This window comes from Anoxybacillus sp. ST4, from assembly GCF_019448545.1.
In the GTDB taxonomy this organism is placed as follows: domain Bacteria; phylum Bacillota; class Bacilli; order Bacillales; family Anoxybacillaceae; genus Anoxybacillus; species Anoxybacillus pushchinoensis.
Window position 1 is genome coordinate 73,804 of sequence record NZ_JAHZOE010000001.1, and the last position, 15,784, is coordinate 89,587.

Sequence of the window (15,784 nt, forward strand, 5' to 3'; positions counted from 1 at the left end):
AAGCGTCCGAACGTTTACTCGGACACTTTTTTCTCTCTTTCGGCGATGCATGCGGCAATGAGGTCACCGTGAAAACGACCGTTTTCAATGAAAATTTCATTTGCGTTATTTCCGGCCGCAATGACACCTGCGATGAAAATACCTTCCACATTTGTTTCCATCGTTTCTGGATTGTACATCGGTCGCCCTGTTTCCTCATCAATGTGAACGCCCATGTTTTTTAAAAAATCGTGATCTGGATGATATCCTGTCATCGCAAAAACAAAGTCATTCTTTATTTTCTTTTCCTCGCCGTTCACTGTATAAATGACTGCATCTTCTGTAATTTCTTTCACATGAGCGTTAAATTCCATCGTGATAATTCCTTGACGTACGAGCGAATCAAACTCTGGCAAAATCCATGGTTTAATGCTCGAGGAATATTGTGAACCCCGGTATAAAACGGTGACGCGTGCACCTGCTTTAACGAGTTCTAACGCGGCGTCAACGCTCGAGTTTTTCCCACCGATCACGACACAATCTGTATTGTAGTACGGATGTGCTTCTTTAAAATAATGCGTCACTTTTGGTAAATGTTCCCCAGGCACATGCATATAGTTTGGATTGTCATAATATCCTGTCGCAATAATGACATACGTTGCTTCATACGTACGTTTGCTCGTTTCAACGATGAACATTCCGCTCTCTCGTTTCATGACACGTTCGACTTTTTCAAAGGCATGAACACGAATATTTTTGCGCGTTACAACTTCCCGATAATACGCAAGAGCTTGGTTGCGCTTCGGCTTTCGGTTTTCCGTAATAAACGGCACACCGCCAATTTCTAAACGATCACTCGAACTAAAAAACGTTTGATGCGTCGGATAATGATATAATGAATTAACTATATTCCCTTTTTCAATAACGAGCGGAGAAACGTTCGCATGTTGCAACGCAATGGCAGCAGCTAACCCGCAAGGACCTCCACCGACGATAATGACTTTTTCTTTTTCCACTTGACAATCACCTCAGCAAAAAATCTCCTATCATACAATGATAGGAGATTTCGCTTGTTCATGCAAACATTAAATCCAGCCACGGAAACGGCACGCCTCTGCCATTTTGCGTACGCCGACCATGTACGCAGCTAAACGCATGTCAACACGGCGTGTTTGCGCTGTTTCGTATACGTTATTGAACGCCTTGACCATCACTTTTTCAAGCTTTTCTTCTACTTCTTCCTCCGTCCAATAATAACCTTGGTTGTTTTGCACCCATTCAAAGTAAGAAACAGTCACCCCACCAGCACTTGCAAGAACGTCCGGAACGATCAATACGCCTCGCTCTGTTAAAATTTCTGTCGCTTCTAGCGTCGTTGGGCCGTTTGCCGCTTCAACGACAATTTTTGCTTTAATGTTATGCGCATTTTCTTCTGTAATTTGATTTTCGATGGCAGCTGGAACTAAAATATCACAATCTAGTTCAAGCAACTCTTTGTTTGTAATTGTATTTTTAAACAGCTTCGTCACGGTACCAAAGCTGTCGCGACGATCTAATAAATAATCAATATCTAAACCGTTCGGATCGTATAAACCGCCATACGCATCGGAAATGCCAATCACCTTCGCCCCTGCATCGTGCATAAACTTCGCTAAATAGCTTCCGGCATTACCGAACCCTTGCACAACAACACGCGCGCCTTTCAAGTCGATGCCGCGCTTTTTCGCCGCTTCACGAATGCAAATGGTAACCCCTTTAGCTGTTGCTGTTTCACGACCGTGTGAACCGCCCAACACTAGCGGTTTTCCTGTAATGAATCCCGGTGAGTTAAATTCGTCAATGCGGCTATATTCATCCATCATCCACGCCATAATTTGTGAGTTTGTAAACACATCAGGCGCAGGGATATCTTTTGTTGGACCAACAATTTGACTAATGGCGCGAACGTAGCCTCGGCTAAGTCGCTCTAACTCACGAAACGACATCGTACGTGGATCGCACACAATTCCACCTTTTCCACCACCGTACGGCAAATCAACAATGCCACATTTTAAACTCATCCAAATAGAAAGTGCTTTCACTTCACGCTCTGTGACGTTCGGATGAAAGCGAATACCCCCTTTAGTTGGACCGACCGCATCATTATGCTGTGCACGGTAGCCAGTAAACACTTTTACTGAGCCATCGTCCATGCGCACCGGAATTTTGACCGTTAACATGCGCAACGGCTCTTTTAACAGCTCATACACCTCTTCAGGATATCCGAGCTTTTCAAGCGCTCTATGTATGACGATTTGCGTCGCTCGTAAAACATCATGTTTTTCATCATTGGTATGCTTTTCGGCTACCATTTGTAAACCTCCCATAACCTTTTGTAAAATATTGTCCGCCTTTCATGTCATAGTATACACCTTCTATGCGCATATGCAAAGAAGTTTTTATCGATTTTTTGTAATCGTTTTCAAAAAATCGATCATTCACATAAGAAAACGAAAGCGATATAATGGACGTACGACAGAAAGGGGCGAAAGAGATGAAAAAACGCATTTTATTTTCCTTTGCACATCCTGACGACGAGACGTTTACTGTTGGGGGATTGCTTGCCTCGTTAGCGAAACGAGACGATGTGGAAACGATCGTATACAGCGCGACGCTTGGTGATGCAGGGAAATGTGGAAACCCACCTGTTTGCACAAAAGAGCAGCTACCGCAAGTGCGCAAAAAGGAATTAGAGCAAGCAGCGAACATTTTAGGTGTCGATCATCTCATTACTGGTACATATCCCGATGGAAAGTTACCTGAATATGAGGAGCCACTCGTTCGGGACATTTGTCACATCATTGAACGATATAAACCAACTGTTGTCGTTACGTTCCCACCGCACGGTATCTCTGGGCATCGAGACCATCAAGCGATTCAACGGGCGACATATCGAGCGGTGACAGCGATGGATCATATTGTCGAACAATTGTATTACGTAACTGTTGTCGGCCGACCTGATCGCTTTGGCGATCCGATAGAAAACATCGACATCGTCTTCACATTCACGGAAGAGGAAGCAAAAAAAGTGCGCCAAGCTTTACTTGCGCACCGAACGCAACATTTATCCGTTGAGCGCGTATTCCCGTCTGTTCATAACGAGTCATTCCATAAGTTTCAAAATCGAGAGTATTTCATTCGTGCATGGTCAAAAGAAAACAACCTATCTTACCCGTTTTAAAAATAAAACCTTCGCTTACTTCGCGAAGGTTATTTTTGAACAAAATATTTATATAGCTCGGCAATCGCTTCATGTGCAATCAATTTTTTGCCGTACTCTTCGACACGATAAATCGTTAATGTAGACGGACTTCCATATTCCGCTAAAATCGCAACAAAGTCGTCCGTTGGAATGATAGATTCAGCGAAATGTAAATAAAAGCGCCCTTCATAACTGTAAAGCGAGCCGCCATGACAACCGAGCGAATAAAGACGCGTAGCTAATTGAATGACGTCTTCAAACGTTTGAAATTCAAAAAATATATCGTCGCTTTCATCTAGCGTGACTTGCATTTCAATATAATCATCGCTAAACTCGTCTTCCTCATCTGTCATCTCACCTTCGCTCGTTACGATCACGACCATGCCCTGTGCCGGTAAAGAGTACACTTCAACAGCGACCGACCCGTTAATTTCAAAGCCGAGCTCCTCACTTGCTTCCTCAATCATATCACGAAATAGTTCATGCACTTTAAACGTATCTTTCCATAAATCTTCCTTCGTTAAACCGCGCTCGACTAAATCGTCAAATGTGAGGAATATTTTAATCTTATTGTAGTTTAAGCGTTCAAGCCGCATAAACATCCCTCCTTACCTACACAGACTTTACTGTTAGCATATGATAAACGTGTAAAAACGTTCATCATATTACTAATGAGTTTACATCGTTTTCTCCCTTTTAGACAAGTATTTTTCATTGGATTTTAACCATTCATCCCATTGTTCTTTTGACTGTCCAAGGAGATGGTCACCATACTTCGTTTTTATTTGTTCATCAACTTCATCGAACGCCCGTCCTCCAACTCCAATACGAATATGAGGGCATGTTTGTTTCAATTCATCAACAAGTTGTAATGTCGCTGCGACATTTTGCTGCAACGTGCAAGACAAAAAGATGCAAGCAGGCTTCACTTCGTTAATAACGATCGGTAAATCGCGTTGGTCAACACTAGCCCCTAAATAAATCGTTTCGTATCCCCTTCTCCGTAAATATAATGTAAAAATAAATAATCCGAGCTCGTGCCATTCGTTCGGTCCGCATACCGAAATCGTTTTCGGTAACAATCGATTAATTGGAAGCATAGAAAACGCCATACCGAGACGTGAACGTAAAAAAGCGGTGGCGAAATGTTCGTGTGCGCTCGTAATTTTACCATGTTCCCATAAGTCCCCAATTCGCACAAGAAGCGGGGTTAATAAGTCGAGCGCAACTTTTTCAACCGTATATAAACTAAATGCCTCATTTAGCAACTCATGTGCCGTCCATTCTTGAAACGATAAAAGCGCCTGCAACAATCGTTCACGAAGGGCGGAGACGTGATCTTCCGCCTCGACGCGCACATCTGTATGGCGTTGTTCTAGAAGGGAAATCGCCTGGCTAATCGTGAACCCTTGATTCACTTTATCAACGAGCCATTTTAATATTTGCACTTGTTCCTCTGTATATAATCGGTGGCCAGCTTCATTGCGCGGTGGCGCGATAATTTGATAACGGCGTTCCCACGCACGCAACGTCCCAGGTTGCACCCCTAACATATTCGATACGGCTTTTACATTATATTTTCCTTCTTGCGTTGACATACAAAATCCTCCATATCTCGCGTCATTCTGTCAACATTATAGCGGATATGAAGGAGGTGTGTAAAATTTGTATAAGTTTTGCTTAACCTTTTTTATGTTTTAGCTCGATTACGTGTGTTTCTGCTCGCGCTCCTAACCGAAGGGGAAGCGTCGTTGTTCCGTATCCATTGCTAACTAGCAACATCGTGCCATTTACGTTTTGTAAACGTCCTTTTTCATACAAACCAAATGGACCGAAGCGAATTTGCCCGCCGTGTGTATGCCCGCTTAAAACGAGGGCAATGTGATGTTCTGGTGCTATTTTTTGAATGATACGCGGATCGTGGCTGACAACGATGCGAAAGTTTACATCTCCTGCGTCTTCTAAAGCAAGATCAAGCCGCTCCCTTTCTTGATTCATATCGTCTACACCAAGCAAAGCAACCCGATCACCTTGTTCACTTTCAAATATGACCGCTGTATTATCTAATATTTTCACACCGTTCTCAAGCAATAGCGCATCTAATTCATGGTAGTCTACTTCATAATCATTGTTTCCCCAAACAAAATAAACAGGGCCGAGCTGCTTGAACAACTCAATATTTCGTTTGACGCGTGAAAACGGGACTCCTTTTTCCGTTAAATCGCCACCAATGATGACGAGATCGACTTTTCCTTTCAATGAGTCAATGAATGTTTCGGATACGCGACGACGATGAATATCAGAGATAAAAAAGATTCGCAAGCGAGAAAAGCTTTTTGGAAACGTGGGAAACGATAACGAATGAAAAATAACACGATTGCGATGCGCTTCGATCCACATATATATTATAATGACCCCGACAAACGCTGCTACAACATATACCATCTCAAATTTCCCTTTCTTTATATGCACTCATGGCCATCATACCATATAAAAAAGAAAAGAGGAAAAAGATTGCTGTTTTTTTCACATCAATCATTGCTAATACAATAAATATGAGCAACACACCGTATGACAAAAATTGTTCTTTTCGACCCGTTGCTTCTTTTCGCCATGCTTGCCACGTATGCCAAACGGCAGTGCGAATTAACACACCGTTAGCGATAAAACCGATAAAAAAGCTGACGAGCGCAAAAAATGTTTTTAACGGATCAAAAATCATATCCGTCAAAAACACTTCAAACACGAACGGTTCCACCATCGGCGTCCAAGCAATCATAAAATATCCACATACGAACCCGATTAATAAAGAAAGCCACATTTTATACTCCCTCCCGCCATTAGCATATGAAATGAGCGAGAGTGTGTTCACTTGTTTTCATGATAAAGTTGAATATCGTACGTTTCCTTCATCCACGTAAAAAGGAGATGTCGTTTTTTCCACGCCTCTTCTTGAAGCAATTCGCTACTTTTTTGAATAAATTCGCAACGAAGAGCATGAAAATCTTGTTCTGCTTTTTCGCTTTTCTTTTTATAAAACGAAACAAGCCACCCAACCGAACTAACGAATGCGACAAACGAAAGCATGCGTTCATCATGAATGATTGCCCCAATCATTCGTTGTATCGATGTATGGTTCGGAATAAAAATAGTTTGATATGTATATAATCCGAACAAAATAAGAGAAAACAAAAACAAAATAAGTGCCCATTTCATTCTTTTTTCCATATCGATCCATTCTTTTTTATGAGCAATTATGCGCTGTAAAATAACCTTCGTCACTTCATCTAAATCTATCGGGAAAATCATAGCCACCCCTACCGATCACGTTTTATTACAATTGTATGTCCATCGGTAGGGTCGTATACCTATTTTCCACTCATATTCGGGATTTTTAACACTTGACCTTTTTGCAGCTTCGTACTCGTTAAATTGTTCCATTCTTTAATAAGGTCCATCCCTTTTTCATTTCCATAATATTTCATCGCAATACTGTATAGCGTCTCGTTTTCTTGTACGGTGTGATAAGTAAATGACGACTCCGCTTCATCCGGCGCACGCTCCTCCTCTTTCGCTTCATTTTCAAGCGGCTTTCGTGGCGGAGCTTTTTCTTTTTGTTGATCGACATCAACCGTTTCGTAGCTTTCGCCATCAATCGTAACTACTTGAATCGGTCGTTTATCAACTAGGTGATACATGCTATAAATCGCAATAGGTAACAAAATGAAAAAAAGAGCAAGTATGCGAACGAGCGGATGTTTGATTTTCCATTTTGTTTTCTTCTTTTTATTATGCACTTGGCTACGCGGTGGCAAATGAAATTCATTGCTCTCTTGTTGATTACTTATATTCTCCATTTTTTTACGTAAATTTTCTGCTTGATCTTCACGCATCGCCTTTCACCTCTTCCACACGATACCGGATGTGTAACGCTAAAATAAAATCAATGAGAAAGTGGGCAAAAATCGTCACCCATAAGTTGTTTGTCCACTCATATACGAATCCAATCCAAAAACTTAAACTAACGACAGCAATAAGAAGAAGCCACTTTCGCCAATAGCGAATATGCAATAAACCAAAAATAGCACTCGCAAAAAACAAGCCAGCATGCGTCTGAATGACACCGCGAAACAGCAGTTCTTCACAAAACGCAATGACCGCGGTCATCATAAAAATATGTGGGACTGAGCGAGAACGGAATAATTTTTCATTAATTCCTCCATCATCATACCAATGTTCAGGAGCATAGCGAATAAGTAAAAAATCGACAAAAAGAACGAGTGCGGCGCATCCACCACCATATAATAATATTTCCCGAACATCCCATTGCCATATCGCCATGAATGTATCTCGTGTAAATAAATATGAACCTAATGCTAATGCAATGAGAAAAATAAGCGCTTGTGTGATATATAAATGATATACAATTTCCCGCTCGCTTATTTGACTAGCCATATCCATTTGTTTTTTAATCATTCCGTCTCCACCTTTATCGCAAACATTGAACGAAGCTCTTCGCGCCATGGACGCAACTGGATAGGTTGAATATGTGTTGTGGGAGCATTTACGTATATATGGGCGCCGCATCGGTCACAACAACGTTCATTCGGAAGTGGTTGTTGTTCAAAATAGGAAAGCATCGCACGTCGACGACATGTTTGTTCGTTCACCCATTGTTGCATAAATATCCATTTGTTCATTTTCTCTTTTTTTCTTTGTTCGATATGAACATACAGTTGCTTTGCTAATATGTTCACATCTTCTTGAGTATCCATTTGTTCTAGCCAATATAAAAGGAGACGTTGTTGTACGTCTGTTAATCCCGTCTCTTTTTGTTCACTTCGTAAAGCGTGCAGCGCATATACAATTTGCTCTATCGTTGGGAATTCTATATCGATCATCGCTTGTCCGAGCTGTTCATCACCTGGGGCATATAATAATACGGCTATGCTTTCGTTTCCATCTCGCCCAGCGCGTCCGATTTCTTGCCAATATGCTTCCGGCTGTGTCGGTAAATGAAAATGTATAACGAAGCGAACGTTAGATTTATTAATGCCCATACCGAAAGCATTTGTGCAACAAATAACATCTAGCTGATCGTAAACGAACTGCTGTTGGATGAGAAGGCGCTGTTCACCATCCATCCCACCGTGATAATAACTTACACGGTACTCTCCGTGTAACGTTTGCGCTAACGCTTCTGCCCAGTGACGACTCGATACGTACACAATGCCCGGCTTAGGCAACGAGGCGACGAGCTCTTTCAACGCCTCGATTTTCTCTTCAACAGTATGAACGTATTGGACGTATAAACAAATATTTGGACGATCGAGCGGATATATATGATGTTTTACATGCTTAAGGTTTAACGTCTTCACAATATCTTCAACGACTTGACGGGTAGCTGTTGCTGTTAATGCTAAGCAAGGAGGATCGCCGAACATCTCCCGAAGAAGACCGAGCTTTAAAAAATCAGGGCGAAAATCGTGCCCCCATTGCGAAATACAATGCGCCTCATCTACAACAAACAACGAAAGACGTATACGCGCTAACGCTTCAATAAGCATAGGAGACTGTAAAATTTCTGGGGAAGCGTAAATAAAACGGTACGATGCTAATTCGCGCAATACGTCTTGTTTTTCGCGATAAGAAAGAAACCGATTGAGCGCCACCACCCGTTTTTCACCACGGTTTCGCAACTGCTGCACTTGGTCTTCCATAAGTGACACAAGCGGAGAAATAATTAACACGCTACCTTCTAATATGTAGCCAGGGAGCTGATAACAAAGCGATTTCCCTCCCCCAGTCGGAAGCATAGCAACACAATCCCATCCGTTAAGCACATCTTCAATAATTTCTTTCTGTCCTGTGCGAAATGAATCGTAACCGAATCGCTCCTTTAATACGTCAAACATCTTCCTTCTCCCATCTTGCTAATGCGAGGCGAATTTCAAAATAAGACACATCAGGAAGCGCCTCTTTTATCGCCCGCAATTTGTTTGTTTGTAATTGATATGCTTGCTGAATAATGCGTTTACGTTTATTTTCTTCCAAAAAAGGCGTTGTAACGAAAGATGGAACATATGTCGCGATTTCTACAATGTGATCTTCGATTGTTCCTTTTTTCAATCGGCGTAGCTGCGCAATTTGTTCCAGACCATACCCTTTTTTTAATAAGTCCCATGTTTTTTTAGCTGACGTTGTCAATGGTATTTGTTTTTGTTCACGCAAGGAATATAAAAGCGGAAACGTTTCCTTTTCTTTTTCTATCGTCCCAAGTATAAAATGCAAAACGTTTTGAAACGATAGCCATACGGCTACATCTTCTTCTTTTATAGCGTAGGCAATTTGTTCGTTCGTCCATCCGATGCGATCACGGGTCGTCAAACGCCAAACAAAAATGTTTGCTTCTTTCTCTTCTACACGGCTGAGTAGCCCATACATTTCTTCATATAACGACCGAACGAGCGCCTGCATATGTTTATGTTGAAATAGCCAGCGCTTCACAAATGATTGAATGCGCTCATCGCGATGTACAGGCTCAAACGGCGTGCGATAAATAACGTTTGTGACCGTTTGAATAAGCAAAGAAAATCGCTTCCAAAATAATGAAGACTCGTTCATATATTTCCATCCGTCCACGTGAGGAGGAAAGACAAAATAACGAAGCTCCTCTTTTCCGCTTGAGGTTATACGATATATATGCTCGTCCACTTCGTAAATCCATCCGTTCGCTTCTAATTGACGCGCAATATGAAGCAAACGAGAACGATCAATCGGCACTGTTCCAAACAGCCGGCTAACGTTGTACCACTTACTATCTTGTAACGTTTGCGCTGTTTTTTTTCCATTGAGCAAATGATCAATCGCGGCAATAGACCGTTCGCCGCGAAAACGATCGATACAAAATAAAACGATATGTTGCAACATGAAACATTCACTCCATTTTCTCTTTCATTTTACCAGATTAAGCGAGAAGGTGTGAGGGGAAACTATGTACTGATAAGCATTTTCAATGGAGTTTTTTATTGAAAAGTTACCGGAACACATTTATTATAAAAGTGTGAGGAATACGTTTCCAACGTTTCATATGAAGCGATTGGTTCCATATAATTAAGGAGGGTCATTGTATGCCAAAGTACACAATTGTTGACAAAGAAACATGTATCGCCTGTGGTGCTTGTGGGGCAGCTGCACCAGACATTTATGACTACGATGATGAAGGTATTGCGTACGTCACATTAGACGACAACCAAGGAATCGTTGAAGTGCCGGACGTCCTCATTGATGATATGATGGACGCGTTTGAAGGCTGTCCAACAGACTCAATCAAAGTTGCGGACGAGCCATTTGACGGCGATCCAAATAAGTTCGAATAAAAACAACGAGGGGCAAACTTCATGTGAAGCTTGCCCTTTTCTTTTCCTCTATCGTTGTCACAACTTGTCCAATCGACTATAATAAAAAAGTATACATAATTGAAGAAGGAGGAATTTGGCATGGCGTTTGAAAACAAAGTTGTTGAAGCGTTTATTGAAATTCCAACAGGAAGCCAAAACAAATACGAATATGACAAAGAGCGCGGTGTATTTAAGCTTGATCGCGTGTTATATTCGCCAATGTTTTATCCTGCGGAATATGGTTATTTAGAAAATACGCTTGCGTTAGATGGCGATCCGCTTGATATTTTAGTTATCGTAACAAATCCAACATTCCCTGGTTGCGTCATCGAAACGCGTGTGCTCGGTTACTTGAATATGGTTGACGGCGGCGAAGAAGATGCGAAATTAATCGGCGTTCCTGTTGATGATCCTCGCTTCGCTGATGTGCGCAGCCTTGAAGATCTTCCACAGCATAAACTAAAAGAAATTGCTCATTTCTTCGAACGCTACAAAGACTTAGAAGGAAAGAAAACAGAAATCGGCACGTGGGAAGGTGCGGAAGCGGCTGCGAAGCTTATTGACGAATGCATTGCACGTTACAACGAGCAAAATAAATAATTTTCATTTTCTAAGCTGGCCATATGCCAGCTTTTTGTCTTTTTTCCGAACGTTTATATATAAAAACGCTTTCATTTGTATGACCTTTCCGAAAGTTATTGACACTTGTATATCGTTATGTTAAATTATCAGAAATTTAAAAACTTGTTATTTGAAAGGAGCGAATATTTGTGGTGCGCATTTTAGTATCAGATGCAATGAGCGAAGAAGGTCTCGCGCCTCTCCTTGCTGATCCAACTATTGAAGTAGTGCAAAAAAAGGTAAACGAAGTAGAAGAAGAACTTCACCAATTTGATGCCTTGCTCGTTCGTAGCGCAACGAAAGTAACAGAACAGTTACTTCAAAAAATGCCGAATTTAAAAATTGTTGGGCGTGCTGGAGTCGGAGTTGACAACATTGATGTCGATGCAGCGACACGATACGGCGTCGTCGTTATTAACGCTCCAAACGGCAATACAATTTCTACAGCGGAACATACATTTGCGATGATGGCTTCGTTAGTGCGTCGCATTCCACAAGCGCACATCTCCGTGAAATCACGCGAATGGAATCGTTCCGCTTTCGTCGGTGTCGAGTTGTTCGGAAAACATTTAGGCATTATCGGCTTTGGGCGCATCGGTTCAGAAGTGGCGAAACGGGCTCGTGCGTTTGGTATGCACGTTCACGTCTACGATCCATTTTTAACGAAGGCACGAGCAGAAAAAATTGGCGTGGATGTGTGTACGCTCGATGAGCTGCTTGCACAGGCGGACATCATTACTGTACATACGCCGCTGACAAAAGAAACGAAAGGACTTCTCGGCCCAAAAAATTTAGCAAAAACAAAAAAAGGAGTGTACTTAATTAACTGCGCCCGCGGGGGAATCATTGATGAACAGGCGCTCATCCCATTTTTAGAAAATAAACATGTGGCCGGGGTTGCCCTCGATGTATTTGAACAAGAACCACCGGGGGATCATCCGCTTCTTTCGTTCGATAACGTCATTGTCACTCCGCACCTTGGAGCGTCTACTGTGGAGGCGCAAGTAAACGTAGCAACACAAGTGGCTGAAGAAGTATTAAAATTTTTACAAGGTAAACCCGTTACGTCATCTATTAACTTACCGACGCTTTCAAAAGATGTGTATGAAAAAATTCAAGCGTTTTACACACTTGCCCGAAAAATGGGCATACTTGCGTCGCAATATATGAGTGAACCTGTTCAAGAAATTGCTATTACGTATTCCGGCTCCGTTGCTGATTTAGAAACGACATTTATTACGCGCAGCTTACTTGCCGGATTTTTAAAACCGCGCGTAGCTTCAACGGTCAATGAAGTGAACGCCGCGATGATTGCAAAAGAACGAGGCATTGCTTTTAGCGAAAAATTTTCAGCAAACGGAAACGACTATAACAATAGTATTGCATTGACAGTATATGGTGAGAACAAAACGTTTACGATGAAAGGAACGCATATCGCCCATTATGGAGATCGTATCGTCCATTTTAACGGTTTTGCGATCGACTTTGCCCCAGAAGGACATTTATTGTACATTCAACATCACGACAAGCCAGGAATGATCGGAAAAGTCGGAAATATTTTAGGCGACCACCAAGTAAACATCGCTACGATGCAAGTTGGTCGTCAAGAAGCAGGGGGGAAAGCGATTATGATGCTTTCGCTCGATAAACCGCTTGATGATGCACTCGTTGACACGCTTGAGAGCATTGAAGATATTGATGTTGTAAAAAGATTGGAAGTATAAAAGGTTCAGCTATCAGGCTGAACCTTTTTTATCCAAGCGGAACGGCCTTCCGTTCCCCTTTCGAAAATGTCATAATTTCGGTATAACCGACCTTTTTAGCAAGGGCAACCGCTTTGTCATAATCAGCGCCGACATCTTGCGGAACGTGCGCATCAGAAGATAGGACAATCGGAATACCTTTGTCGTAACACATTTGCAACAGGCGCGGATCAGGATACAGTTCCCCGACAGGTTTCCGCAATCCTGCCGTACTAATTTCCACGCACGTTTTACAGTTTGCTAGAGCTGTTGTTGCACGATCGTATTGTTCAAGCAAAAACTCCTCATCTTCCGGTACATATTTAAAAATTTTCACTAAATCTAAATGACCTATAATGTCAAATAAATTAGATTCGGCTAGCGTAACAACTTGATCAAAATATTTTCGATATGTATCGTATACGTCACGACGATCCCATTCTTTTCGAAACTCGGCTAAATCAATACCGAAGTCATCAACCCAATGGATTGAACCAATGACATAATCAAAATCGTAAGCGCGAATAAATTGCGCCATTTCGTCATGCTTCCCCGGCGTGTAGTCCATTTCAATCGACATTTTTACATCTATTCCCGCATCCCACGCTTCGTGAAACAGCCGAACATAATCAGCCATATCATAATAGCGGCGCTCCTCAATCCACGGGTTAGATAAAATGTTTTTCGTCTGATAAAAGTGATACGCATGCTCGGAGATGCCGAAATGCTCAATGCCTTTTCGCGCTGCTTCGTCCGTAAATTGCTTTAAATAATCGAGCGTCAACGTCCCACGCTCTAAATGATTATGGTAATCTGTTAACATCATTCTCTCCCCCTCTCGTATTGTTCTACATTATATAGCACATTGCTCTCTTTTTCTAGTTGTTTAAACCAACGAGAAACAATAAATGAATACAAGCTGCCATACCAACAACAACAAGCACACGCTTCAACATATCTTCCATCGTACATTCCCTCCCGTTCACGATAACCATATATGTTGTATGCGAAAATATGAACGGTTAGAACAACGGGAAACGATAGTTTACAATTTATTTACAATTGGATAAAAAAGCGTTTGAGCGATTGACCGCAACAACGACTCTTGTTTTCGATCATAACTGATTAATACACATGTCGCTGGACCAGCAGACGCATGGAGCGGTAAAGAACAATGAATAGGACGATCGCCGCAAACGAGTTTCCATTCATAGTAGATCCCCTTTGAACCGATTGGGACGATTTCATACACACCATCTAATTGTAAAAGTTCGCGAAAAAGCGAAAGCGGCAACACACGATTTTTTCTTTTCATAACGTCTTCGCCAACGAGTGGCTCACCGACGACCGCCCAACAAGCATCATATGGCGTTACACCTATTTTTTTACGATCTATTGTTACCGTTCCAGCAACGACAAAGCCAACAGCCGATTGCATAAGCGGCATATTCGATTCACTACTTCCTACGATCGGTAGAGACAATTGCAGCTCCCTCATCGCTTGTTCAATTCCTGAAATGAGCGCGCCCCATACATCGTCAGACACAAAATTTTGCATGATGAACGCTTTCGGGATCGCACCGATACTCATGAGTTCCATGAGCGCTACGCGAGCCCCATAATAACCGACAACATCGTACGGTACTTGAACAACATCATGTTGCTTTAAGCCGATTCCCCCGGAACAATCCGCCGCAAAAACAAGCTCCGTCTTTTCGTCAAGCGGCACACATAATACGTCACGCATGCCGCTCCCCCCATACACGTTGCAACGCTTTTGAAACAACGACAGCAATCGCTAAATTGACTGCAGTAGCGAATGCGAGCGACGGAAAAATAGACAATACAAACGCCGGGCTAATGATCCATACGAAAGGTAAAGGGGCGATACATGCGTTCCCTACAAAAAAGCATATATAGCTGCGAACGAGCCAACCCTTCTTAATGAGCAAACCGACGATATATAGAAGGGCGGCCATTTCGCACGCGATAAGCAAATGAAAAGGTCCGAGTGGAAATCCACCAAATAGCGCAGATACAATATGACCAATACACGCTACGAGCGCGGCTGCCGTTGGGCCAAGTAAAAATGCAGCAACAACGGCAGGCGCACTATCTAACGCGATGCTTCCGATCGTAAACGGGATTTTAATGAGCGAACCGATAACAGATAAACTAACAAACATAACAAGAAAAGTAAGTCGACGCATCATCATTCCCCTTTCTTCTCCCCTTTGTCACGAAACACAATGGCGCTTCGTTCATATTCTACGTCCTTTACATGTAAACGGGCGTTCACGACGCGTGCAACAGCGAATAAATAGTCCGATAGACGATTCATATATTGCAAAACGACGTCGTTCGTTTTTTCTTGCTTCATAAGCGCGACAACGCAACGTTCCGCCCGTCTCGTCACCGTACGCGCCATATGCAGCGCCGCAGCTTGCGGGGACCCCCCTGGTAAAATAAATCGTTCAAGCGGCGGTGCTTGCTGAATATATACATCGATACGTTCCTCTAAAAACGCGACCATATCGGGCTTTACTTTGTATGGCATTTTCTCGCCAACGATGGCTAAATCGCCGCCACAATCAAACAATTCATGTTGAATGCGCTGTAATTCTTGATAAATATCGCGAAACTGTTCATCTTGTAATAATGTCATCGCCCAACCGATGACCGAATTTGCTTCGTCAATCGTTCCATACGCCTCGACACGCACATGATTTTTATCGACTCTCCCACCAACTAAACTTGTTTGCCCTTGATCTCCTGTTTTTGTGTACAATTTCATATGAACC

The 15,784-nt window shown here is 42.3% G+C and carries 19 protein-coding genes; 4 read left to right on the forward strand and 15 right to left on the reverse strand.

Features of this window, described 5'->3' with window-relative positions; genetic code table 11:
- Positions 1-14: 14 nt before the first annotated feature.
- Both K1I44_RS00435 and K1I44_RS00440 read right to left on the reverse strand, forming a co-directional pair.
- Entirely contained in the window at positions 15-995 is a 981-nt protein-coding gene (locus K1I44_RS00435) for a YpdA family putative bacillithiol disulfide reductase (RefSeq protein ID WP_219984947.1), read from the reverse strand.
- Between the two features lie 69 nt (positions 996-1,064).
- Entirely contained in the window at positions 1,065-2,330 is a 1,266-nt protein-coding gene (locus tag K1I44_RS00440) for a Glu/Leu/Phe/Val family dehydrogenase (RefSeq protein ID WP_003394476.1), read from the reverse strand.
- 182 nt (positions 2,331-2,512) lie between these two features.
- On the opposite strand from K1I44_RS00440, the gene K1I44_RS00445 reads away from it, so the two are divergent.
- Complete coding sequence (locus K1I44_RS00445; RefSeq protein ID WP_003394475.1) at positions 2,513-3,199, forward strand: PIG-L deacetylase family protein; 687 nt, start codon at positions 2,513-2,515, stop codon at positions 3,197-3,199.
- A 29-nt stretch (positions 3,200-3,228) separates the two neighbouring features.
- On the opposite strand, the gene K1I44_RS00450 is transcribed toward K1I44_RS00445, so the two are convergent.
- The 9 genes from K1I44_RS00450 to K1I44_RS00490 all read right to left on the reverse strand — a co-directional run bounded on the left by K1I44_RS00450 (position 3,229) and on the right by K1I44_RS00490 (position 10,150).
- Positions 3,229-3,816 (reverse strand): genetic competence negative regulator, encoded by a 588-nt coding sequence (locus K1I44_RS00450; protein WP_003394473.1) that lies wholly within the window; start codon positions 3,814-3,816, stop codon positions 3,229-3,231.
- 81 nt (positions 3,817-3,897) lie between these two features.
- On the reverse strand, positions 3,898-4,818 hold the full coding sequence (locus K1I44_RS00455) for a MerR family transcriptional regulator (protein WP_003394469.1): 921 nt from the start codon (positions 4,816-4,818) through the stop codon (positions 3,898-3,900).
- Between the two features lie 82 nt (positions 4,819-4,900).
- Positions 4,901-5,665, reverse strand: coding sequence for a metallophosphoesterase (locus K1I44_RS00460; protein ID WP_219984948.1), 765 nt, complete (start codon positions 5,663-5,665; stop codon positions 4,901-4,903).
- Between the two features lies 1 nt (position 5,666).
- Positions 5,667-6,041 (reverse strand): hypothetical protein, encoded by a 375-nt coding sequence (locus tag K1I44_RS00465; protein ID WP_219984949.1) that lies wholly within the window; start codon positions 6,039-6,041, stop codon positions 5,667-5,669.
- 47 nt (positions 6,042-6,088) lie between these two features.
- Positions 6,089-6,529, reverse strand: coding sequence for a YpbF family protein (locus K1I44_RS00470; protein WP_003394463.1), 441 nt, complete (start codon positions 6,527-6,529; stop codon positions 6,089-6,091).
- A 59-nt stretch (positions 6,530-6,588) separates the two neighbouring features.
- On the reverse strand, positions 6,589-7,113 hold the full coding sequence (locus K1I44_RS00475; RefSeq protein ID WP_219984950.1) for a LysM peptidoglycan-binding domain-containing protein: 525 nt from the start codon (positions 7,111-7,113) through the stop codon (positions 6,589-6,591).
- On the reverse strand, positions 7,106-7,696 hold the full coding sequence (locus K1I44_RS00480; RefSeq protein WP_219984951.1) for a CPBP family intramembrane glutamic endopeptidase: 591 nt from the start codon (positions 7,694-7,696) through the stop codon (positions 7,106-7,108). Before K1I44_RS00480 ends, K1I44_RS00475 begins: the two co-directional genes overlap by 8 nt.
- Positions 7,693-9,135, reverse strand: a complete 1,443-nt coding sequence (locus K1I44_RS00485; RefSeq protein ID WP_219984952.1) for a RecQ family ATP-dependent DNA helicase — start codon at positions 9,133-9,135, stop codon at positions 7,693-7,695. The genes K1I44_RS00480 and K1I44_RS00485 overlap by 4 nt, the downstream gene beginning before the upstream one ends.
- Positions 9,128-10,150, reverse strand: coding sequence for a YpbB family protein (locus K1I44_RS00490; protein WP_219984953.1), 1,023 nt, complete (start codon positions 10,148-10,150; stop codon positions 9,128-9,130). Before K1I44_RS00490 ends, K1I44_RS00485 begins: the two co-directional genes overlap by 8 nt.
- Positions 10,151-10,350: 200 nt before the next feature.
- On the opposite strand from K1I44_RS00490, the gene K1I44_RS00495 reads away from it, so the two are divergent.
- The 3 genes from K1I44_RS00495 to serA all read left to right on the forward strand — a co-directional run bounded on the left by K1I44_RS00495 (position 10,351) and on the right by serA (position 12,965).
- The gene (locus tag K1I44_RS00495) at positions 10,351-10,599 is read left to right on the forward strand and encodes a ferredoxin (RefSeq protein WP_003394452.1); all 249 of its coding nucleotides are present in this window, start codon (positions 10,351-10,353) and stop codon (positions 10,597-10,599) included.
- A 120-nt stretch (positions 10,600-10,719) separates the two neighbouring features.
- On the forward strand, positions 10,720-11,220 hold the full coding sequence (locus K1I44_RS00500) for an inorganic diphosphatase (RefSeq protein WP_003394446.1): 501 nt from the start codon (positions 10,720-10,722) through the stop codon (positions 11,218-11,220).
- A gap of 170 nt (positions 11,221-11,390) precedes the next feature.
- Positions 11,391-12,965 (forward strand): phosphoglycerate dehydrogenase, encoded by a 1,575-nt coding sequence (gene serA, locus K1I44_RS00505; RefSeq protein WP_219984954.1) that lies wholly within the window; start codon positions 11,391-11,393, stop codon positions 12,963-12,965.
- A 28-nt stretch (positions 12,966-12,993) separates the two neighbouring features.
- Here serA and K1I44_RS00510 read toward each other — a convergent pair whose 3' ends face one another.
- From K1I44_RS00510 to K1I44_RS00525, 4 genes are all read right to left on the reverse strand, one after another.
- Entirely contained in the window at positions 12,994-13,806 is an 813-nt protein-coding gene (locus K1I44_RS00510) for a histidinol-phosphatase (RefSeq protein WP_003394443.1), read from the reverse strand.
- A 222-nt stretch (positions 13,807-14,028) separates the two neighbouring features.
- Positions 14,029-14,730 carry a hypothetical protein gene (locus K1I44_RS00515; RefSeq protein ID WP_003394442.1) on the reverse strand — a complete coding sequence of 234 codons (702 nt, stop codon included), beginning with the start codon at positions 14,728-14,730 and terminating at the stop codon, positions 14,029-14,031.
- Positions 14,723-15,193 (reverse strand): ECF transporter S component, encoded by a 471-nt coding sequence (locus K1I44_RS00520; protein WP_091700534.1) that lies wholly within the window; start codon positions 15,191-15,193, stop codon positions 14,723-14,725. The genes K1I44_RS00515 and K1I44_RS00520 overlap by 8 nt, the downstream gene beginning before the upstream one ends.
- A gap of 2 nt (positions 15,194-15,195) precedes the next feature.
- The gene (locus tag K1I44_RS00525; RefSeq protein ID WP_219984955.1) at positions 15,196-15,777 is read right to left on the reverse strand and encodes a cob(I)yrinic acid a,c-diamide adenosyltransferase; all 582 of its coding nucleotides are present in this window, start codon (positions 15,775-15,777) and stop codon (positions 15,196-15,198) included.
- Positions 15,778-15,784 lie beyond the last annotated feature (7 nt).